Genomic DNA, 20,845 nt, shown 5'->3' with positions numbered 1-20,845 from the left:
TATAGGACTCTGTAAAAAAGTTACAATATCTGGACAGTCGGGAAAATATCCTTACAAAATTGGCTTCACACTGACCGCCCAGACCGGAGTATCGCACTTGTCCCTATTCCTCATCGCGGCCCTTCCCTTTCTCGGCGCTGTTTTTCCTGCCCTGCTGATCCGGGCAGGCCGGAACGCAGCCGCCTCCGCCGCCGGGTTGACCACATTCCTGGCCCTGATGGGCCTGTTGATCCATATCCCTGCGGTGATGCGCGGAGACGTCGTGACCGCCCGGTTCGACTGGATACCGGGGCTGGGGCTGAACGCGAATTTCATGCTGGACGGCCTGGGATTTTTGTTCGCGTTGCTGATCCTGGGCATAGGGCTGCTGATCATCCTTTATGCAAGGTTCTATCTGTCGCGCGAAGATCCGATGGGGCAGTTCTTTACCTATCTTTTGCTGTTTCAGGGCGCGATGGTCGGGATCGTCCTGTCCGACAACATCCTGCTTCTGCTTATATTCTGGGAGCTTACATCGCTCAGCTCATTCCTGCTGATCGGCTATTGGAAGCACCTTCCCGAAGGTCGTCAGGGCGCGCGCATGGCTTTGGCTGTCACTGGCTCTGGCGGCTTGGCGATGATTGCCGGGATGCTGATCCTCGGCAATATCGTGGGGTCTTACGACCTCAGCGTCATTTTGCAGAACAAAGAACTGATCCAGGCCTCACCCTACTACATGCCGGCGCTGATCCTGATCCTGCTGGGCTGTTTCACCAAGTCGGCGCAGTTCCCGTTTCATTTCTGGCTACCGCACGCCATGGCCGCGCCAACACCGGTTTCGGCCTATCTGCACTCTGCCACAATGGTGAAAGCGGGCCTGTTCCTGATGGCACGGATGTGGCCGGTTCTGGCCGGCACGGATGCGTGGTTCTACATCGTCGCCACGACGGGGCTGATCACAATGCTGATTGGCGCGTCTATCGCGTTGTTCAAGGACGACCTTAAGGCGCTGTTGGCGTTTTCGACCGTTTCGCATCTTGGCCTCATCACCATGCTGCTGGGCTTTGGCACAAAAATTGCAGCTGTCGCTGCCGTGTTCCACATCATCAACCATGCGACGTTCAAAGCCGCCTTGTTCATGACCGCTGGGATCGTGGATCACGAAACCGGCACGCGCGATATCAAAAGGCTGGGTGGCTTGCGCCACCTGATGCCGATCACCTTCACAATCGGCACGATTGCCGCCCTCTCGATGGCCGGGCTGCCGCCTCTGAACGGTTTCCTGTCCAAAGAGATGATGCTTGAAGAAACCGTGCACACCACATGGCTGCACTCTCATTACCTGGTGCCGGGGCTGGCGCTTTTGGCTGCGTTGTTCTCGGCCGCTTATTCCTTCCGCTTCGTCAGCCACGTCTTTCTTGGACCTCAGCGGGAAGATTATCCGGCACATCCGCATGATCCGCCCGTTGGGTTGTGGATTGCGCCCGCGTTCCTGGTCGTACTTGTCATCCTGATCGGCCTCTATTCCGCGGCCATTGTCGGCCCATTGGTCGCAGTGGTGTCCAGCGCGGTGATTGGCGGCGAGAAGCTTCCGTATTACTCGCTGAAACTCTGGCATGGCTTCACACCGGCCCTTTACATGTCGGTCGTGGCCACGCTGGGTGGTCTATTCCTGCTGGCGTTGCACAGACGAGGTGAGCAGATATGGAACGCTCTGCCCCGCCCCGAAGCCAAGCAGATCTTTGAAGCAATCATAGAAGCGCTGACCAGATTGAGCCGATGGATCACGGATGAGATGCACAACGGGGTCCTTAGCCGCTATGCGATCATCTTCGTCGCCTTTACCGTTGGCCTGGGTTATTACGCGTATTCGACCGGAACCATCGGCATTGAAACCCGCGTTCCGCTGCCGGCTCAGATCATTCCTATACTTGGCTGGATCTGTCTTGTGGGTGCGACGCTGGGCATTATGTGGTTCCACCGGAATCGTCTTTTGTCACTGGTTTTGATCGGTGTCGTCGGCCTGATCGTTTCGGTTGCCTTCAACTATCTCTCGGCCCCCGATCTTGCCTTGACGCAGATCTCGGTCGAAGTGGTGACAATGATCCTTTTGTTGCTGTCGCTGAACTTCCTGCCGACCGAAACGCCCTGGGACAGTTCGGCGGCACGGCGCTGGCGGGACGCGGCGATTTCCGTGGTCGCGGGCCTTGGCACCGGTGCGTTGATCTACGCGATGATGATGCGCGATTTCGTGTTCCCGACGATTTCAGAGTTCCATCTGGCCAATTCCTACAAAGGCGGCGGCGGCACCAATGTGGTCAACGTGATCCTTGTCGACTTCCGGGGTTTTGATACCTTTGGCGAGATCATCGTTCTGGGCATCGCCGCGCTGATCATCTTTGCGCTGACGGAATCCGTTCTCGGTACAAATGTCCGCAGCTATCTGCTGAACCGCAAACCGCATTGGCCGCAATCCGGGGATTCGCATCCGCTGATGATGGTTGTGGTCACCCGTGTCATGATGCCGATCGCACTGATGGTCGGGGCTTACATCTTTTTCCGCGGGCACAACCAGCCCGGTGGCGGCTTTATCGCCGGCCTGATCGTCGCCATCGCCTATCTGATGCAATACATGGCCAGCGGCTATACCTGGGCCATCGAGCGGCAAAGGTTCTATTACCACGGCACCATCGGCTGGGGCGTTCTGATCGCCGCGGCAACCGGGTTGGGTGCTTGGTTCAATGAACGCCCCTTCCTGACCAGCGATTTCGGCTACATCAACTGGCCTCCGCTGGAGGAATTCGAATGGGCCACCGCCATGCTGTTTGATACAGGCGTATTCCTGGCGGTTCTGGGTGCGGTCATGCTGGCATTGGACAGCCTGTCCCGCTTTGCGTGGCAACCGGGGATGGCACAGGAATTCCCGATGGATATCAACCCGCTGCGAGACAACCCTCCGGAAGAAGAACAAGAGAAGGAGCAGGCCTGATGGAAGCGCTCGTAGCCTCTGCCGTCGGTATCATGACCGCTGCCGGGATCTTCCTGATCCTGCGCCGTCGGACGTTTCCGGTCATTCTGGGCCTGTCTCTGATCACATACGCGGTGAACGTCTTCCTGTTCGCGACCGGACGACTGGCGCTGAACGCACCAGCGGTTCTGAACAAGTACGAGGACGTCCCCTATACCGACCCACTGCCACAGGCGCTGGTCCTGACGGCCATCGTGATCTCGTTCGGGATGACCGCCGTGATCGTGATGATCTCGCTCAGCGCATACCTGTCCGCCAAGAATGACCATATCGACATGACCGCCCAGGACAGTGTTGACGCGCCGGGAGATGACGCATGAACCACTGGATCGTTGCGCCGATCGTCCTGCCCGCGATTCTGGCCCCATTCATCATCATGGTCCTGCGATACCATCTGGACCTGCAACGCATCTTCTCGGTCGCGGGCGTCGTGGCTTTGCTTGGGATTGCGCTGACAATCACGGCTCAGGCCTCGGGCGGGGTCATTCAGGTGTACGAGCTTGGCGACTGGCCCGCCCCCTTTGGCATCGTCATGGTGCTGGATCGCATGTCCGCAATGATGGTTCTGCTGACCGCCCTGCTGGCCCTGCCGATCGTGCTTTATGCCATCGCCTCGGGCTGGGATGACCGGGGCAAGCATTTCCACGCGCTGTTTCATTTCCAGCTCATGGGCGTCTGTGGCGCCTTCCTGACCGGCGACGCCTTCAACCTTTTCGTGTTCTTCGAGGTGCTGCTGATCGCGTCTTACGGCCTTATGACTCATGGCGGTGGCGCGGTACGGTTGAAAGCGGGTGTGCAATATGTGGCGTATAACCTGTTGGGGTCGACCCTGTTTCTGTTCGCCCTTGGCACGATCTATGGCGTGACCGGTACGCTGAACATGGCGGACATCGCCGTGCGCGTTGCAGAGATCCCAGCCGAAGATACCGCATTGCTGCGGGTTGGTGCGGTGTTGTTGCTGCTGGTCTTCTGCATCAAGGCTGCCGTTCTGCCCCTGCACTTCTGGCTGCCCGCCAGCTATGCCAACGCCCCGCTGCCGGTTGCGGCCCTGTTTGCAATCATGACCAAGGTAGGGGCCTATTCGATCCTGCGAATGTACACTCTGGCCTTCGGCCCCGACGTCGAAGTCACGCAGGGTCTGGTTGGCGATTGGCTGCAACCCGCGGCGCTGCTGACGCTTGCCGTCGGTGCCGTCGGCATTCTGGGATCGCAGCATATTGCCCGCATGGTTGCCTTTTGCGCAATTGCGTCCATGGGGACTTTGCTGATCGCGATTTCGCAATTCACGCCCGGCGCGACGGCAGCCGCTCTTTACTACGTGTTCCATTCGACACTTGCGACCGCGTTGCTGTTCCTCATCGCTGACCTGATCATGGAACGGCAGGGAGGGGCCATAGCCCCCAAGCGGCCGATGCCGCAAAGCGGGTTGATTGCTGCCTTGTTCTTTGTCGGCGCCATCGCGATGGCTGGAATGCCGCCGCTGTCCGGCTTTGTTGGCAAGCTTTTGGTTCTGGACGCTTCGCGTGATGCATCCGATGCCACCTCGGTCTGGGCCGTTATCCTGATTGGATCATTCGTCACCATCGTCGGGCTGGCCCGTGCCGGGACGCTGATTTTCTGGAAAAGCTACGACGCTGAGGTTGTCACAACCGATGAAACCGCCGAAGGCGAAAACGCGTCTGCCGCCGCCCCCGAACCGCAACCCGGCCTTGCTTTTACGGCTGTGTTCGGGGCCGTGGCAGGTCTGGTCCTGCTGACCCTGTTCGCAGGTCCGGCCTTGGAGTACACGAGCAAAACCGCAGAGCAGTTGTTTACGCCTGAAAACTACATCTCTGCCGTCTTGGGAAGGGAAGAGTGATGAAACTGCTGCGCCGAATTTTCCCGCACCCCCACCTGACGATTTTGCTGACGCTTGTCTGGATTCTGCTGGCGAACAAGCCTTCGCTGAACTCTTTGATTTTTGGCCTGATCCTCGGGATCATCATTCCATTCGTCACACAACCCTACTGGCCGGATCGTCCCAAGCTTCGCAACTGGCCAATGGTTGTGGAATATATGCTGGTGGTGCTTTGGGATATCGTGGTTGCGAACGTGACGGTGGCCCGGATCATCCTGTTCAAACGCAATGATAGCCGCCAGCCCAACTGGATCTGCGTCCCGCTTGAACTGCGCACACCCGAAGCGATCACGGTTCTTGCGGGCACCATCACGATGACTCCGGGCACCGTCAGTTGTGATTTGTCAGCTCAGGGGCATAATCTGCTGGTGCACTGTCTTGATGCCCCGGACCCCGAAGCCGTGCGGGACCAGATCAAACAGCGCTATGAACGTCGCCTGAAGGAGATTTTCGAATGATCGACTACGCGATTTATTTTGCATTTGCCTGTTTCGGTGCGGCGATCATGATGTGTCTGTGGCGTATCATAACCGCTGACGGGGTCGGCACCCGGGTTCTGGCCTTAGACACTATGGTGATCAACACCATCGCCCTGATGATCCTATATGGGCTGGATCAGGGGACCGAGATCTTTTTCGAGGCCGCCATGATCATTGCCATGCTCGGTTTTGTTTCCACCGTGGCCTATGCGCGCTTCATGTTGCGCGGCAACATTATCGAATGAGGGCGGGATGACATTCATCGTGGAACTGCTGATCGCCTTTTTCCTGATCGTCTCGGGTATCTTCGGCTTTGTCGGGTCTTTTGGCATGATCAAGCTGAAAGACCCGATGTCCCGCCTGCACGCCCCGACCAAGGCAACGACCTTGGGGGTGGGCGGCGTGCTTCTGGCTTCGATCGTGCATTCTGTTCTTCTGGAAGGAAAGCTGTCCCTGCACGAGCTGCTGATCACTCTGTTCCTGTTCCTGACCGCTCCGATCACGGCCCTGTTCATTGCAAAATGGCACATACATCGGCATGAAAAACCCGAAGACCTGCCGGATGCCGGCGAGGATGAGCTTTGGGCCACCCACGCCGTCGAGCAGGTCGAAGACGTTCCGGATCATAGCGCGAATTGAAACCGATGCATATTCCTCCGCTGCCCCTGACCCGCGATCTGGTTCTTGTTGGCGGAGGTCACACCCACGCGCTGCTGCTGCGCAAATGGGGGATGGCCCCGTTGCCGGGGGCGCGTGTGACAGTGATAAACCCCAGCCCTACGGCCCCGTATTCCGGAATGCTGCCAGGCTATGTCGCCGGGCATTATGACCGGTGGGAGCTGGACATCGATCTGGTCAGACTGGCCCGCTTCGCAGGCGCGCGCGTCATTCTGGGCCCGGTCGATGGAATCGATACTGAACGTCAGGAAATCCATGTTCCCGGGCGTCCTCCGGTAGGTTTCGATGTGGCGTCGGTCAATGTTGGGATCACTTCGGACATGCCCGCAATGCCCGGCTTTGCGGAACATGCCGTACCGGCCAAACCACTGGGACCATTCGCGGCAGAATGGGCTGCTTATCTGGCGGGCAGCGGCCCTGCCTCGGTCGTCGTGATCGGCGGTGGAATCGCCGGGGTTGAACTGGTTATGGCGATGGCTCATGCGCTCAGGGCCAAGGGTCGGTTAGCGCAGGTTACGCTGATCGACAATGCCATTGCCTTGACGGCCACCAAACCCAAAGCGGCAGAGACGATCCGCCGTGCGATGCAGGATCTTGGTGTAGAGGTGATCGAAAACGCCGCGATCAGCCGGATCGCTTCGGATCACGTCGCATTGCAGGACGGGCGCAAGATCCCGACCGGTTTCGTGACAGGTGCGGCCGGAGCCCGCCCGTATGGCTGGATCGAAAAGACCGGGCTGGACCTTGAGGATGGCTTCATCCGGGTAAACAGCTACCTGCAATCCAGCGATCCCGTGGTTTTTGCCGCCGGTGATTGCGCCCATCTGACGGACAATCCCAGACCCAAAGCCGGTGTTTATGCAGTGCGCGAAGCACCGGTTCTGTTCGACAATCTGCGCGCGGCGCTGGGGGTTGGACGGATGCGCAAGTACGTCCCGCAGAAAGATTACCTGAAGCTGATTTCGCTGGGCTGCAAATCAGCGCTGGGTGAGCGTTTGGGGTTGTCCCACAGCGGAGCGATGATGTGGAAATGGAAGAACCACATCGACCAGACTTTCATGAACAAGTTCCGGGACCTGCCGCAGATGAAGCCCCCCGCGCTGCCGCGCGCGCATGCCGCCGGGCTTGTCGAGGTGCTGGGTGAAAAACCGATGTGTGGCGGATGCGGTGCCAAGGTCGGGCGCGGAGCATTGCAGGTGGCGCTGAAATCGCAGCCCGATCCCGTTCGCCCGGATATCATCCCCCTGCCCGGCGACGACGCGGCTCTGCTTCAGACGGGCGGGGTTCGGCAGGTCATGACATCAGATCACCTACGGGCTTTTACCAATGATCCCGCACTTATGGCGCGCATCGCCGCTGTACATGCCCTGGGGGATGTGTGGGCCATGGGGGCCGCACCTCAGGCCGCCACGGCAACGATCATCCTTCCGCGCATGTCTGCTGCCCTGCAACGCCGTACCATGTCGGAAATCATGTCGATCGCAGGAGACGTCATGCGGGACGCCGGTGCCGATATCGTGGGCGGGCACAGTTCCATGGGTGACGAGATGACAATCGGTTTCACACTGACCGGCCTGTGCGACGCCGACCCGATTACGCTGGCCGGCGGGCAACCGGGCGACTGTCTGATCCTGACCAAACCCATAGGAAGCGGCGTTCTTATGGCGGCCGAGATGGCAGGCCAGGCCAACGGTGCCTGGGTCGCCGCAGCCTACCGGCACATGGCGCAGCCGCAGGGCAAGGCGGCCCGCATACTGGCCGGGGCCCATGCGATGACCGACGTGACCGGGTTTGGTCTGGCCGGACATCTGCAAGGCATCTGCGACGCTTCCGGATGCGGGGCCATGATGGATCTGGATGCCGTGGAGTTGATGGAAGGCGCGCAGGAGCTGACGGACCGGGGTGTTCGATCAACCCTTTTTGCAGACAACCGGGCAATAGCACCTGCCCTGCCCGCCGAGGGCAAAGCCGCCCTGATATTCGACCCGCAGACAGCAGGCGGCCTGCTGGCCGCGGTGGCAGCAAAGGATGCCGATACCGTCCTGGAAGACCTCAGGAACGCCGGATATCCGGCCATGGCAATCGGCGAGCTCACCGATGCACCGGGACTGCGCCTTCAGGACTGATCCAGCAGGGTTTCGATCCGGGTGGCCGCCTCGCTCAGGCCGGCATCGTTCAGAAGGGCGATTTCAATATCGGCCAGCACCTCAACGGAACGGGACCGCCGCGACTTTGCGTATGCCGGGTCGTAATGCTGCTCCATCAGGGCCTGGGTCAGCACCTGTTTTTGACCTGCTTCGATCAGCTGCATCCAGCCATCCACAACTTCGTGCCCGCGATGAAAGCGCAGCGGCGACAACCGGTCCCGCAAACGGTCGCCGTCAGACAGGATGTCGTCATAGGCCTGAACGAGATAGGCGGCGCGCGCCTCGAGCGGAGCCGTGATGTTCACCCGTGGGGCTGCGCACAAAGCGTTCCACAGGCTGGGCGGCAATATCAGGCTGCCGATCTTGGACGATTCCGCTTCGATGACGACCGGGCGCGCCGTATGCATCGCACAAAGCGCCCCTGCCAGGGCCGATTCAAAAGCTTTCTGGCTGGGCTGGCCGCCCGGTCTTTCCCCCAGCAGAGACCCTCGGTGATTGGCCAGTGCTTCGAGGTCAAGAACTTGCACCCCGCGTGCCTGCAAAAGTGCCAGCAATTCTGTCTTGGCCGTTCCGGTATAGCCATCCAGCGCCACCAACCGATGCGGCAACGGATCATCGTACAAATACGCATTCACCAGCCTGCGGTAGGTGCGATAGCCGCCGTCGATCACATCCGCTCGCCAGCCGATTTGTTGCAGCATCCAAGTGAACGACCCGGAACGCTGTCCGCCACGCCAGCAATAGATCAGAGGGCGCCATCTGCCTTCGTGGTGGCTCAGATGTTGCTCGATGTGGTTGGCCGCATTGCGGAACACCAGAGCGGCCCCGAGTTTACGCGCCAGAAACGGGCTTTCCTGTACATACATGGTTCCGACACGGGCGCGTTCCTCGTTGTTCAGAACCGGCAGGTTGATCGCGCCTGGCAGATGATCTTCAGCGAACTCTGCCGGGCTGCGCACATCGATGACCGTGTCAAAACCATGCGCATAAAGCTGTGTCAGATCAGAAAAGGTCAGGGCCATGCCGATGGTCTAGCTTGCCGCGTTTGCAAAGGAAAGGCCGCACGCCCTCACTCGTGCAAAGGCTTGACCAGATCAGGTCCGCTTGCGCGGTTCGAGTTCACGACCGGATCAACGCGATGAAACGTCAGCACATCCTCTGCCCCCGGCTGCATCAAACGAGCAGCGCCCTTTCCCGCTTCTCCCAGCCACAATGACCAGTGCTCGGGCTCGAGGATCAGGGGCATCCGATGATGGATGGTGCCAAGGTTTTCGTTGGCCGCCGTCGTCACGATGGCACAGGTGCCCTGACGGTTTTCATCCACCCCCCAATCCTGCCAGATCCCCGCAAAGGCAATGGGGGCGCCGTCCCTACGATGGATGTACCATGGCAAGCGCGTTCCCTCGTCCGTCTTGGTCCATTCGTAGAACCCCGTTGCGACAATCAGACAGCGACGCGACCGGCAGGCATCGCGATAGGCAGGCTTTTCCGCCAAAGTCTCGGCGCGGGCGTTGATCAGCAAAGGCCCGGCGGTTTCCGTCTTGTACCAATGTGGCAGGAACCCCCAACGCAGCGCATCCAGACGCCGACCTGAGTCACCACCCCGAACCACATGCACCTGATTTGTCGGACAAACATTGAAGTTCGGCACGGTTGGCAACGCGTTCGCCGGGCGCGCGGAAAACAGCTGCGCCATCGCGTCATTGGGAAGAGTTATTGCGAACCGTCCGCACATAGGTAATCAACCGACGAAACAATCTTGATACTGGCACAGGATCTCACGGGATCACACGGAAAACCCCAAAACGCAATCCCTCAAGAGTAAAGCGATGGCCCTTTTGGATGCGGGCAGGCTTCCACAGGCGCTGAAAAAGGCCCAATTGGGCATCAAGAAATTCCCCAAGGACTCGGATTACCAAGCCATCGCCGGTTTCGTTTTGACCGAGATGAAGCAATACAGGAAATCCATTCCGCATTTCATTGAAGCCTCGCGGATGAAACCCGATGATCCGCAGTTCGCCGAGAACCTGGCAAACGCTCTGATGCAAACAGGGCAAATTGTGCAGGCATTGACCTACGCAGAGAAAAAGATTGAAAGATTTCCAAACAATCGGGAACTCACCAGAGTTATCGACGAAATACAGCGCCAAGGGGAAAACTGGCGATCCATCATCCAGTTCACCACACACAAACTGGCGTCAGATCCGGACAACGCGGAATTGCTTTCAAAGCGTGCCCGCGCCTACCAAAGCATCGGTTTTGTCGAGGAAAGCACGCGGGATATCCAACGCGCGTACGAGCTGGCAGCAAAGAATACAACGATTGCATTGCAAATGGCCATCAATCTGCATCAGGCCGGTGACAGAGCCCAAGCGATCAAAGTTCTGCAAAACATCCTGGAAACCGATCCCCACAACCCGAATGCCCTGTTGCAATCCGCAATATTGACCGCACCGGAAAACGTGCCGCAGATGATCCCTGCGTTGAACGAGGCCATCGCTCAGACAGATCAACCTTTGCAAGAGCTCGAGCTTGCCAAGGCACATCTGATCGAAAAAAGCGAAGGCTTGGCCAAGGCGTTGCCGCAATTTGCAAAGGCAAACGCAATCCAACAGAGCATCCTGCCCTACGACCCCGAAGCTGAAGAGAATAAAATATCCGATATTCTGGACCTGTTCCCTGAAGGATCGCCTCGGGTCAATGCAGAGCAAAACAGTATGCCGGTACCAATTTTTGTTATCGGTCAGCCGCGATCCGGAACCACTTTGATGGAGATGATGCTGAGCTCTGCGCCCGGTATCGCCGGTTGCGGCGAGCTGATGCTGATGACCGACCTTTCCGCCAAGTTTTATGTGTCCGGCACGTCGCTCGATTCAGAAGCCGCGAAGGCGATTGCCCAAAGCTACCGGGACCAGATGCCTGGGATTCCGGCGGAATCAATCGCCTTTGTCGACAAGATGCCGCACAACTATCAAAATGTCGGTTTCATTCTTGCAGCCTTCCCGAATGCCCGGATCATCAACATGCTGCGGGATCCACGCGATGTCGGTTTGTCAAAATGGATCCAGCGGTTCCTGGCAGACGGCATGAACGACACATCCAACCTTGAAGCGATCGCGCATACAGCAAATCTGTATCGCCGCTACATGTCTCATTGGGGTAAGCTGTTCGGAAACCGCATTCTGACAATGCCCTATGAAGATCTGGTAGCGGACCCCCTGACCCACAGCCAGCGCGTTGCCGAGTTTTGCGGTATTGATTGGTGCCAATCCATGGTACATCCCGAAAAGAACACCAGACAGGTGCGTACGGCCAGCGTAGATCAGGTGCGCAACAAGATCTCGACCAAGTCAATCGGGGGCTGGCGCGAGGTCGCGGATCAGATCAAACCGATGCTGGATGGCTTTGACCCGGAACTTTGGCCGGAATACGATTTCAGTTGATCCGCAGAAGCAGAAAAGCCGCATCACGATGACGCGGCTTTTGTCCTTTTCAATAACAGAGTCACTTCTGCTGGATGCGTCCGTCGACATAAGGCTGGTACGGCGCGTTTTCAGCCAGATATTCCGCGGTTACATCCGCAAGATCCGGACCGAAGTCATAGGCGTTCTTGTCGTCGCCCTCGAACATTGAATACCCGTCGCCACCATTGCGGACGTAGTTGTTGGTTACGACCAGGTAGGTTTTGTTCGGGTCAATCGGAACGAACCCATCACCCTCGGCGACCATCACATCAATGATGCGCCCTTCGTTCGGCGCTACGCTGGGATCCCAGGTAAAGCGCAGGCCCGCCACTTGCGGGAACCGGCCCTTGACCTCTTCCACCTGGCTTACACCGTTTTCCAGCGCGTCAATGACGGTCTGCCCGGTGATCTCAAAAGTGGACAGCGTGTTCTGGAACGGCAGCACGGTCAGCACTTCGCCCATGGTCACTTCGCCTTCGTCAATCGACGCGCGCAGACCGCCAGAATTCGCAATCGCAATCTGAGCGCCCTGATCGGCAACCCGCGCCAGCATGGCGTCGGCGACAAGGTTACCCATTGCGCATTCTTGTACGCGGCAAACCGCCCGATCGCCTTCAATTGCAGCGGCCGAGCTGGCAACGACGCGTTGCTTCATTTCTTCGATCGGTGCGCCCATTTCGGCCACGCGTGCAACGATATCCGCATCGGGCGTGACAGACGCATCAAGCAGGATAGGCTCACCTTCCGCTAAAATCAGGTTGCCGTCATCATCAAAGGTCAGCGTGATCTCGCCCAGATATTTGGAATAGGCATAGGCCTGCACGATCGGGACATCACCGACCATCATCGGATATGACCCAGCCGCACCTTCCTGCGTGTTCGAGAGCAGCGTGTGCGAATGGCCGCCGACAACAAGGTCAAGCCCCGGCACCTGCTCTGCGATCTCTAGGTCCTTGGCCAATCCAACATGGTTCAAAGCAATGATGATATTGACACCTTCATCCTGCAAGGCAGCTACATCAGCCTGCAGGCTTTCTATCTCATCCTTGAAAATTACGTCCTTGCCGGGGCTTGACGTTTCAACCGTGTCCGTTGCCAGTGCTGAAATTATGCCGACCTTCTGACCGCCAACGTCAAGCACAACATGGTTACCTACCTTGTCCTTCAACTCGGCCGACGATGACAGGTCCAGATTGCCCGAGATCACTGGGAAACTGACCGCGTCGATGAACGTCGCCAGACCTTCCGGGCCATCGTCGAATTCGTGGTTGCCAACGGCCATAACATCGTAACCGATGGCTTCCATGAACTCGGCCTCTGCCGCGCCCTTATATGTTGTGTAGTACAGCGATCCCTGGAACGGATCCCCCGCATCCAGCAGCAGCACATTCTGATCCGCCAGCGCATCGCGTCGGGCGTCTACCATGGTCTTGAGGCGTGCAACGCCGCCAAAACACTTACCTTCGGCTTCGCCTTCTGCGTCACAGGTCGAGTCGTATTTGTTGATCGACTCGATACGACTGTGAATGTCGTTAGTATGCAGAATGGTCAGCTTGTATTCTGCCGCCGCCACGCCAGCGGTCAGGCCAAGAATTGCAGCCGAAGCCAGGAAACGCGTCAACATATTGAATCTCCCTGTTTTAATTTGCAGGGATCGTGCGCCGATGACGCCAAAGAGTCAAAGAAGAAATCCGGCTTGATTCCAACGCGTACGCGGGGCATCAGGTCCGTATGCTGATTTACAAGATTTTCCGAGCCGAAGAGTGGGCCGCCTTGCAGAACCAGGGTGCCTCGGACGGTGCTCCGATCGACGTCGCTGACGGGTTTGTCCACTTTTCCACCGCTGAACAAGCAGCTGAAACCGCAGCCAAACATTTTGCCGGTGTCGATGGTCTTGTTTTGCTGGCCTGTGACGCAGATGCGATGGGCGACGACCTGAAATGGGAGGTCTCGCGCGGCGGTGCCCTGTTCCCGCATCTCTATCGCCAGATCCGGATGAGCGATGTTGTTTGGTCACGCCCTCTGCCTTTCGACGGCACCGCGCACCAGTTCCCAAAGGACATGTCATGACATCCTATATCGACCCGGACCGCGACCAGTTCGAGGCCTTCAAGGCATTGGATCGGGACCAGCCGATCGAAATGCTCAACCTGGTGAAGTTTCGGGCCAAGGCGCAGTACCCACCCGCGCATGAACTGGCGAATGCAGACCTGACCGGAGCGCAAGCCTACAAGAACTACGGGGCTGAAACCGCTGCGATCATTGAACGTATCGGGGCGCGCATCCTTTGGCGTGGGGTGTTTGAATCAACCCTGATTGGCCCGGCGGACGAAGCGTGGGATGCCGTCTTCATCGCCCGCTATCCGACGGCACACGCATTTCTGGAAATGGTCAACGACCCAGCCTATCGGGCGGCGGTGATCCACCGTCAGGCGGCGGTGGAAACGTCGCGCCTAATCCGATGCGGTTCAAGTGAAGCCGGGGCGACGTTCGGATGAAACTGACAGAGAAACTGGGCCTCGCCGCCCTGCACCGCATGGACCCCGAGACCGCCCACGGGATGTCGATCAGGGCGTTGAATTCAGGGCTGGCACCCGCACCCGGGCCGGTAACGACCCCGCGCCTGAAAACCGTCGTTGCCGGGCTGACGCTGCCGAACCCGGTTGGGCTGGCCGCCGGGTTCGACAAGAATGGTGAGGTTTTGGCCCCGCTGTCCCGCGCCGGGTTCGGTTTTGTCGAGGTCGGGGCGGTCACGCCGCGCCCGCAACCGGGAAACCCCAAACCCCGCCTGTTTCGCCTGACCGAGGACAAGGCAGCCATCAACCGCTTTGGCTTCAACAATGAAGGCATGGAGATGATGGCCAAACGGCTTGCAGACCGCCCCAAAGACGCGGTCATCGGCCTGAATCTGGGGGCCAACAAGGACAGCGAAGACCGCGCGGGCGATTTTGTCAAAGTGCTGGCCCATTGTGCCGAACACCTGGATTTTGCAACCGTCAACGTATCATCTCCGAATACGGAGAAGCTGCGGGATTTGCAGGGCAAAGCCGCTCTCACCGCGTTGTTGAGCGGTGTGATCGGGACACGTGATGCGCTGCCGCGCCCGCTGCCGATCTTCCTGAAAATCGCTCCGGATCTCACCGAGGCGGAATTGCAGGACATCGCCGAAGTCGCACGCGAAACTGGGGTGGACGCTGTGATCGCCACCAACACCACCCTGTCCCGCGACGGGTTGCGCAGCGCGCAGAAAAACGAAAGTGGTGGTTTGTCGGGTGCCCCGCTGTTTGAAAAGTCGACCCGCGTACTGGCTCGGCTGAGCAAACTGACGGACGGGGATATCCCCCTGATAGGCGTGGGCGGCATCAGCACTGCCGAGCAGGCCTATGCCAAAATCTGTGCCGGGGCATCGGCCGTGCAGTTCTATACCGCAATGGTGTATGGCGGCATTTCCCTGGCGGCCGACATCGCCAAAGGGCTGGATGACTTGCTGGCGCGTGACGGTTTTGACACCGTATCGCAAGCCGTCGGCAGCAAACGAGAGGACTGGCTTTGATCGAATACTGGCACAACCCCCGCTGTTCCAAATCCCGCGCCGGTCTGGCGCTTTTGGAAGAAAACGGTGCTCAGGTCTGCGTTCGAAAGTACCTGGAAGACGCGCCGTCTATCGACGAGTTGCGCGCTGCACAATCCGCCCTTGGGCTGTCGCCGATCGAAATGATGCGCACGGGCGAAAAACGGTTCAAGGAACTGGGGCTGGCCAAAACCTCGCCCGACGAAGACCTGATCCGTGCCATGGCCGAAAACCCGATCCTGATCGAGCGCCCTCTTGCAATTGCCGGAGACAAAGCCGCCATCGGACGTCCGCCGGAAAACCTGTTGACGTTGCTCTAGGCCACCTGGGCTTCAAGCTTGGGATAGCGCCAGCCCATCGTCACACCACGTGCGATATTAAGAACCATCAGCGCGGCCCACAGGCCGTGATTGCCGAAGACAGGCACCAGCATGAACAAAGCGACCACATAGATCGCCACCGACTGAATCATCGCGTTTCGCATGGCGCGGGTCCAGGTGGCGCCGATGTAGATACCGTCGAACATCCAGCTTGCCACCCCGATCACCGGGGCGATCGCGGCCCAGAACAGGTATTCGCGCCCGGCTTCACGCACCTGCGGTGAAGTTGACATCAGATCGATCAGCGCCGGGCCGGCGACGAAGAAAACAGCCGCCAGCAACAGCGCGCCCCCAACACCCCATTGCGAGGCCATGACAGAGGCGCGACGCACCTGAAACCTGTCTCTGGCACCGACTGCGCCTCCGACCAGCGCTTCGGCGGAAAAGGCGAACCCATCAAGCGCAAAGGCGGTGATTTCAAGAAATTGAAGCAAGACTTGATTGGCCGCCAGATTCACGTCACCCAGATCCGAGCCAACAAAAAGGAATGTCGTGAACGATCCGGTCAACAGAACCGATCGCAGCATGATATCACCGTTGACCTGCACCATACGCCGCAGCCGGGCGGCATCGAAAACCCGAGCCCAATTGCGCCAGATTCCATCTGCGAACCCATCCCGGCAAAGCCACACCCCCAAGGCCAAACCGGTCCATTCTGCGATCAGGGTGGCAATGGCAACCCCTTCGACCCCCCAGCCAAGGCCCAGAACGAACCACAGGTCTAGACCGATGTTCAACCCGTTCATCCAGACCTGAAGGATGAACACGCCGCGCGTACGCTCGACGGCGATCAGCCAGCCGGTAACGGCATATAACGCGATGGTTGCAGGCGCCCCCCAGATGCGGATTTCCAGATAGGATCGGGTCAGGGCTTCGACTTCGGGGCTTGCCGGGGAAAGCGCGAATGCACCCGCAAACACGGCCACCTGCGCAAGGATAAAGAACAGTCCTGCCGCGCCTCCCAGGATCAGGCCGCGCATCAGCAGCGCCCGGGTTTCAACGGTGTCGCCTGCCCCGCGTGCCTGCGCCGCCATCCCGGTTGTGCCCATCCGCAGGAAACCGAAGATCCAATAAATTGTGGACAGGATCACAGCCCCGATGCCGACCGCCCCGATCGGGGCCGCCTCGCCCATCTGACCGACAACGCCGGTATCCACCGCACCCAGTATCGGCACGGTGGCATTCGACAGGACTATGGGCACCGCGATCTTCAGCACCCGCCTGTGCGTGATGGGCGCCGAGGCGTCCTGCACGGTCAGCTCTTGTCTCTGGGAGGTTGCGGCATCAGGAAATGTCCGGAAGCCTGCGCGAACAGTTTCGCGTGGTTGTCCTGCCAGGCTTCGACCCGGACCGAGGCATACCGCCGCCCGGATCTGCTGATGAAAGCCCGTGCATATGCGTCCCGTGGAAGGCCCGAGCGCAGATAGTCGACGGTAAAGTCGATGGTCTTGGGAAAGCGGATATTCGGATCGGTCACAATGGCCTCTCCGTCGATCTCGCCACTTTCGATACGCGGGAACATATGTTCCCAACTGAGGGTGATGACAGCGGTCACTTCGAGGAATGCCGCGGTTACACCGCCGTGAATCGCAGGCAGGAACGGGTTGCCGATCAACTTGTCATCGAAGTTCAGAACGCCGGTCAGTTCATCCCCGCGCCGGTCGAAGCTGATATTGAGAAATCGGATGTAAGGGACACCGTCAACCAGCGCACGCAACGCTGCGTCGCGTCGCTGCTTGACCACCTGCATTGGTTCGGGACGAGGTCTTGCCATGTTATTTCCCCTCAACCGTAAAGGACCCCGAGGCCGTGGCCACCGGCAGGTCTTTGTCATGGTCCATAGCTGTGGCTCGTACAAACGCCACGTTCCGCGTGATGTGATAGCAGACGGCATGCGCTGTCACCGTCTGACCCGGTGTCGCTGCGCGCATGTAGTCAATGCGCAGATCGATCGTGGCTGTCCCGCCGGGGGCCGAGGGGTGGCTCATCACAGCAGCACCGCAGCATGTGTCGAGAATTGTGGAAATCGCCCCACCGTGAATCACCCCTGTGCGCGGATCCCCGATCAGATCCTCATTGTAGGGCAAAGTGATCTCTGCCTCGCCCTCACCGATCTGCGTGAGCTTGAGGTTCAATGCCCGCGCATGGGGGATCGCCTCAATAAACTGGCGGGCTAAAACTGTCTTGTCGACCATTGGTTTGCGTCCTGTTCTCTGCCCGTCCTTTATGAGCCGCTGTTTCCGCAAAGGGCAAGCCCACCTGTTGCGCTTGGGATCGGGACCGCCTAGGTTGCTGACAAGGAGATCGGGAATGTCCAACAACCGTTTGTCATTCAAAGAGATGTGCGCCGAGTTCGACGTGACCCCGCGCACTCTGCGCTATTACGAATACATCGAACTTTTGCAACCGGACCGTGAAGGTCGGTCCCGGTTTTACGGCCCGCGCGAATGCGCGCGGATGAAGCTGATCATGCGCGGCCGCAAGTTCGGATTTCCTCTGGAAGAGATCCGCCAATGGCTTTTGATCTACGAAGATCAGGGCAATGAGGCGCAAATGGCCACCTTCGTCGAGATGGCGGATCGCCAGATGAACGAGCTTCAGCAGCAGCGCCAGCAACTGGACGAAGCCATGGACGAACTCAAGCGTCTGCGCGACCAGACGGCCAAGTCCTTGGGATAGCCGCCCCCCATCCGAAAAATCGAATTAATCACCCTGAATCTGCGCAAGCAGATGCGCGGTGTTTCCGCAATTGCGACAGCTTTGGCGGGAAATTCCGCATGACGCTACGGAAAGAAAATTGCGTCAGACCGTGCTTACGTGACCGGATGTTACGTCAACTTTGAAATGACGCAGCGTCTGGATTACGTAAACGTCACTCTCGTGTTGTAAAGCGCGTACCAACTGCGCAACTCATATCTCATGACGCCAGTGACGAGAGTATGACGAATGACCGAAGATGTGATGACCATCCGTGAGATGTGCGAGACCTATGATGTCACGCCACGCACCTTGCGGTTCTATGAGGCCAAGGAACTTCTGTTCCCGATCCGTGAAGGCCAGAAACGTCTGTTCACCAAGCGTGATCGGGCGCGGCTCAAACTGATCCTGCGCGGCAAACGATTTGGGTTCAGCCTGGAAGAAATTCGACAACTGCTGGATTTGTACCATGTAGGCGACCAGCAGGTCACACAGATGACCCGCACCTATGAAATCGCGTGCGAGCGTCTGGAGGACATGGAAGCGCGCCGTGAAGAGCTGACGCAGGCCATCGACGATCTGAAAGAGCAGTTGCGCTGGGGCGAGAAAGTCATCGCCTCGATGAAACAGGAAAAGAAGGCAGCCGAGTAACCTCGACCTGTCATCCGGACATATGAATTAAGGGAGCTTCACATGCCCGTTTACAACGCGCCAACCAAAGACATGCAGTTCATCCTGCACGACGTGCTGAATGTCTCGCAGTCGGACATACCCGGCTATAACGAACTGGAAGCCGAGTTTACCGGCGCGGTTCTGGAAGAAGCTGGCAAGGTTGCCACAAATGTTCTGCATCCGCTGAACGTTGTCGGCGACACCGAAGGATGCCGGTTGGAAAACGGTATTGTGTACACCCCGACCGGGTTCAAGGAAGCCTTCGAGCAGATGAAGGAAGGCGGCTGGACTGGCCTCGACATGCCGGAAGAGTATGGCGGCCAAAACATGCCCTATGTGTTGGGCACTGCTGTGGGTGAGATGTTCTCGGGCTCAAACCAGGCTTTCACAATGTACCAGGGCCTGACGCACGGCGCGGCCTCGGCGATTCTGGCGCACGGAACGGACGAGCAGAAGAACAAGTACCTGCCCAAAATGGTCAGCTGTGAATGGACCGGTACCATGAACCTGACTGAACCGCATTGCGGCACCGATCTGGGCCTGATGCGCACCAAAGCGGAACCGCAGGGCGACGGAAGCTACAAAATCTCTGGCCAGAAGATCTTTATCTCGGCTGGCGATCACGACATGGCCGACAACATCATCCATCTGGTGTTGGCGAAAATCCCCGGCGGCCCCGAGGGTATCAAAGGCGTATCGCTGTTCATCGTGCCCAAGTTCATCGTGAACGAGGACGGTTCGCTGGGCGAGCGTAACGGCGTCTCGGTCGGCAAGATCGAAGAAAAGATGGGCATCCACGGCAACTCGACCTGCGTCATGAACTATGACGAAGCCACCGGCTGGCTGCTGGGCCAAGAGCACAAAGGTATGCGTGCGATGTTCACGATGATGAACGAGGCGCGTCTGGGTGTGGGCATGCAGGGCCTGTCGCAGGCCGAAGCGGCGTATCAGAACGCTCTGGAATACGCCAAAGACCGCCTGCAAGGCCGCGATGTAACCGGTGTGAAAAACCCCGATGGCCCGGCTGATCCGCTGATCGTTCACCCCGACATCCGTCGCAATCTGATGGATCAGAAAAGCTTCACCGAAGGCGCGCGCGCGTTCATCCTTTGGGGCGCGACCATGATCGACAAGGCGCACCGGTCGGGTGACAAGGACGCGGACGGGCTGATCTCGCTTCTGACCCCAGTCATCAAGGGCTTCCTGACGGATGAAGGTTACGACATGACCGTTCAGGCGCAGCAGGTCTATGGTGGGCACGGCTACATCGAAGAATGGGGCATGTCGCAATACACCCGCGATGCCCGGATCGCCATGATCTATGAAGGCGCCAACGGCGTTCAGGCGTTGGACCTTGTTGGCCGCAAACTGGCGCAGGATGGCGGCAAGCACGTCATGGCCTTCTTCGACATGGTCAAAACCTTCTGCAAGGAAAACGCAGGCCAGAACGAGGCTTATGACAAAGCCTTCATCGAACCGCTGAAGGCTGCGTCCAAGGATCTGCAGGCGGCTGGCATGTATTTCATGCAGGAAGGCATGAAAAACCCGAACAACGCGCTGTCCGGTTCCTATGACTTCATGCACATGTTCGGTCATGTCTGCCTGGGCCTGATGTGGGCGCGTATGGCCAAGGCCGCACAAGAAGCGCTCGACAGAGGCACGTCGGACAAAGAGTTCTACGAGACCAAGATCAACACCGGCCGCTTCTACATGGCCCGCCGTCTGCCCGCCACGGCGTTGCATCTGTCGCGCATTCAAACCGGCGCAGACACGGTCATGGCGCTGGAGGCTGCAAACTTCTGATCTTTCTCCGGTTCCGGGGTCCCGCCCCGGAGCCGGTTTTCGGAGGAGAT

Annotated in this window: 21 protein-coding genes; 15 read left to right on the top strand and 6 right to left on the bottom strand. The window is 58.7% G+C overall.

The window, feature by feature from the left end; translation table 11 throughout:
• Window positions 1-97 precede the first annotated feature (97 nt).
• The 7 genes from GOW60_RS04505 to selD are packed head-to-tail and all read left to right on the top strand — an operon-like array spanning window position 98 to window position 8,187.
• Entirely contained in the window at window positions 98-2,968 is a 2,871-nt protein-coding gene (locus tag GOW60_RS04505; RefSeq protein ID WP_171228393.1) for a monovalent cation/H+ antiporter subunit A, read from the top strand.
• A complete protein-coding gene (locus GOW60_RS04500; protein ID WP_152457442.1) occupies window positions 2,968-3,327 on the top strand; it encodes a Na+/H+ antiporter subunit C in 360 nt (119 codons plus the stop codon). The genes GOW60_RS04505 and GOW60_RS04500 overlap by 1 nt, the downstream gene beginning before the upstream one ends.
• Window positions 3,324-4,865 (top strand): monovalent cation/H+ antiporter subunit D, encoded by a 1,542-nt coding sequence (locus GOW60_RS04495; protein WP_171228392.1) that lies wholly within the window; start codon window positions 3,324-3,326, stop codon window positions 4,863-4,865. The genes GOW60_RS04500 and GOW60_RS04495 overlap by 4 nt, the downstream gene beginning before the upstream one ends.
• The gene (locus tag GOW60_RS04490; protein WP_152457440.1) at window positions 4,865-5,362 is read left to right on the top strand and encodes a Na+/H+ antiporter subunit E; all 498 of its coding nucleotides are present in this window, start codon (window positions 4,865-4,867) and stop codon (window positions 5,360-5,362) included. Before GOW60_RS04495 ends, GOW60_RS04490 begins: the two co-directional genes overlap by 1 nt.
• Window positions 5,359-5,628: a K+/H+ antiporter subunit F gene (locus GOW60_RS04485; RefSeq protein WP_152457439.1), complete on the top strand. Its 270-nt coding sequence runs from the start codon at window positions 5,359-5,361 to the stop codon at window positions 5,626-5,628. The genes GOW60_RS04490 and GOW60_RS04485 overlap by 4 nt, the downstream gene beginning before the upstream one ends.
• A 7-nt stretch (window positions 5,629-5,635) precedes the next feature.
• Window positions 5,636-6,022 carry a Na+/H+ antiporter subunit G gene (locus GOW60_RS04480; protein ID WP_152457438.1) on the top strand — a complete coding sequence of 129 codons (387 nt, stop codon included), beginning with the start codon at window positions 5,636-5,638 and terminating at the stop codon, window positions 6,020-6,022.
• A 5-nt stretch (window positions 6,023-6,027) separates the two neighbouring features.
• Window positions 6,028-8,187 carry a selenide, water dikinase SelD gene (gene selD / locus GOW60_RS04475; RefSeq protein WP_171228391.1) on the top strand — a complete coding sequence of 720 codons (2,160 nt, stop codon included), beginning with the start codon at window positions 6,028-6,030 and terminating at the stop codon, window positions 8,185-8,187.
• On the opposite strand, the gene mnmH is transcribed toward selD, so the two are convergent.
• Window positions 8,178-9,230: a tRNA 2-selenouridine(34) synthase MnmH gene (gene mnmH / locus GOW60_RS04470; RefSeq protein WP_171228390.1), complete on the bottom strand. Its 1,053-nt coding sequence runs from the start codon at window positions 9,228-9,230 to the stop codon at window positions 8,178-8,180. The two genes, selD and mnmH, sit on opposite strands and share 10 nt — an antisense overlap.
• A 47-nt stretch (window positions 9,231-9,277) precedes the next feature.
• Window positions 9,278-9,943, bottom strand: coding sequence for an SOS response-associated peptidase (locus GOW60_RS04465; RefSeq protein ID WP_171228389.1), 666 nt, complete (start codon window positions 9,941-9,943; stop codon window positions 9,278-9,280).
• A gap of 94 nt (window positions 9,944-10,037) precedes the next feature.
• On the opposite strand from GOW60_RS04465, the gene GOW60_RS04460 reads away from it, so the two are divergent.
• On the top strand, window positions 10,038-11,651 hold the full coding sequence (locus GOW60_RS04460; RefSeq protein WP_171228388.1) for a tetratricopeptide repeat-containing sulfotransferase family protein: 1,614 nt from the start codon (window positions 10,038-10,040) through the stop codon (window positions 11,649-11,651).
• A 61-nt stretch (window positions 11,652-11,712) separates the two neighbouring features.
• On the opposite strand, the gene GOW60_RS04455 is transcribed toward GOW60_RS04460, so the two are convergent.
• Complete coding sequence (locus GOW60_RS04455; RefSeq protein ID WP_171228387.1) at window positions 11,713-13,296, bottom strand: bifunctional UDP-sugar hydrolase/5'-nucleotidase; 1,584 nt, start codon at window positions 13,294-13,296, stop codon at window positions 11,713-11,715.
• Between the two features lie 107 nt (window positions 13,297-13,403).
• Here GOW60_RS04455 and GOW60_RS04450 point away from each other — a divergent pair, with 107 nt between their 5' ends.
• The 4 genes from GOW60_RS04450 to arsC are packed head-to-tail and all read left to right on the top strand — an operon-like array spanning window position 13,404 to window position 15,563.
• Window positions 13,404-13,742, top strand: coding sequence for a DUF952 domain-containing protein (locus GOW60_RS04450; RefSeq protein WP_171228386.1), 339 nt, complete (start codon window positions 13,404-13,406; stop codon window positions 13,740-13,742).
• Window positions 13,739-14,170, top strand: coding sequence for a DUF1330 domain-containing protein (locus GOW60_RS04445; protein ID WP_171228385.1), 432 nt, complete (start codon window positions 13,739-13,741; stop codon window positions 14,168-14,170). The genes GOW60_RS04450 and GOW60_RS04445 overlap by 4 nt, the downstream gene beginning before the upstream one ends.
• Entirely contained in the window at window positions 14,167-15,225 is a 1,059-nt protein-coding gene (locus GOW60_RS04440) for a quinone-dependent dihydroorotate dehydrogenase (RefSeq protein ID WP_171228384.1), read from the top strand. The genes GOW60_RS04445 and GOW60_RS04440 overlap by 4 nt, the downstream gene beginning before the upstream one ends.
• The gene (gene arsC, locus GOW60_RS04435; protein WP_152457429.1) at window positions 15,222-15,563 is read left to right on the top strand and encodes an arsenate reductase (glutaredoxin); all 342 of its coding nucleotides are present in this window, start codon (window positions 15,222-15,224) and stop codon (window positions 15,561-15,563) included. Before GOW60_RS04440 ends, arsC begins: the two co-directional genes overlap by 4 nt.
• Here arsC and GOW60_RS04430 read toward each other — a convergent pair.
• From GOW60_RS04430 to GOW60_RS04420, 3 genes are read right to left on the bottom strand one after another with little or no spacing between them, the layout of a single operon-like run.
• Window positions 15,560-16,876, bottom strand: a complete 1,317-nt coding sequence (locus GOW60_RS04430; protein ID WP_171228383.1) for an MATE family efflux transporter — start codon at window positions 16,874-16,876, stop codon at window positions 15,560-15,562. The genes arsC and GOW60_RS04430 overlap by 4 nt on opposite strands.
• 2 nt (window positions 16,877-16,878) lie before the next feature.
• A complete protein-coding gene (locus tag GOW60_RS04425) occupies window positions 16,879-17,397 on the bottom strand; it encodes a PaaI family thioesterase (protein ID WP_152457427.1) in 519 nt (172 codons plus the stop codon).
• A gap of 1 nt (window position 17,398) precedes the next feature.
• A complete protein-coding gene (locus tag GOW60_RS04420; protein WP_152457426.1) occupies window positions 17,399-17,818 on the bottom strand; it encodes a PaaI family thioesterase in 420 nt (139 codons plus the stop codon).
• 115 nt (window positions 17,819-17,933) lie between these two features.
• On the opposite strand from GOW60_RS04420, the gene GOW60_RS04415 reads away from it, so the two are divergent.
• The 3 genes from GOW60_RS04415 (at window position 17,934) to GOW60_RS04405 (ending at window position 20,795) form a co-directional block, all read left to right on the top strand.
• Entirely contained in the window at window positions 17,934-18,302 is a 369-nt protein-coding gene (locus GOW60_RS04415) for a MerR family DNA-binding transcriptional regulator (RefSeq protein ID WP_152457425.1), read from the top strand.
• Between the two features lie 267 nt (window positions 18,303-18,569).
• On the top strand, window positions 18,570-18,971 hold the full coding sequence (locus GOW60_RS04410) for a MerR family DNA-binding transcriptional regulator (protein ID WP_152457424.1): 402 nt from the start codon (window positions 18,570-18,572) through the stop codon (window positions 18,969-18,971).
• A gap of 42 nt (window positions 18,972-19,013) precedes the next feature.
• The gene (locus GOW60_RS04405; protein ID WP_171228382.1) at window positions 19,014-20,795 is read left to right on the top strand and encodes an acyl-CoA dehydrogenase C-terminal domain-containing protein; all 1,782 of its coding nucleotides are present in this window, start codon (window positions 19,014-19,016) and stop codon (window positions 20,793-20,795) included.
• The last annotated feature ends 50 nt before the right edge of the window (window positions 20,796-20,845 follow it).

Source organism: Ruegeria sp. HKCCA4008 (assembly GCF_013033125.1).
Classification (GTDB): Bacteria; Pseudomonadota; Alphaproteobacteria; order Rhodobacterales; family Rhodobacteraceae; genus Ruegeria.
The sequence above is the reverse complement of the archived record's forward strand: the minus strand, read 5'-3'. Positions and strand labels throughout refer to the sequence as shown.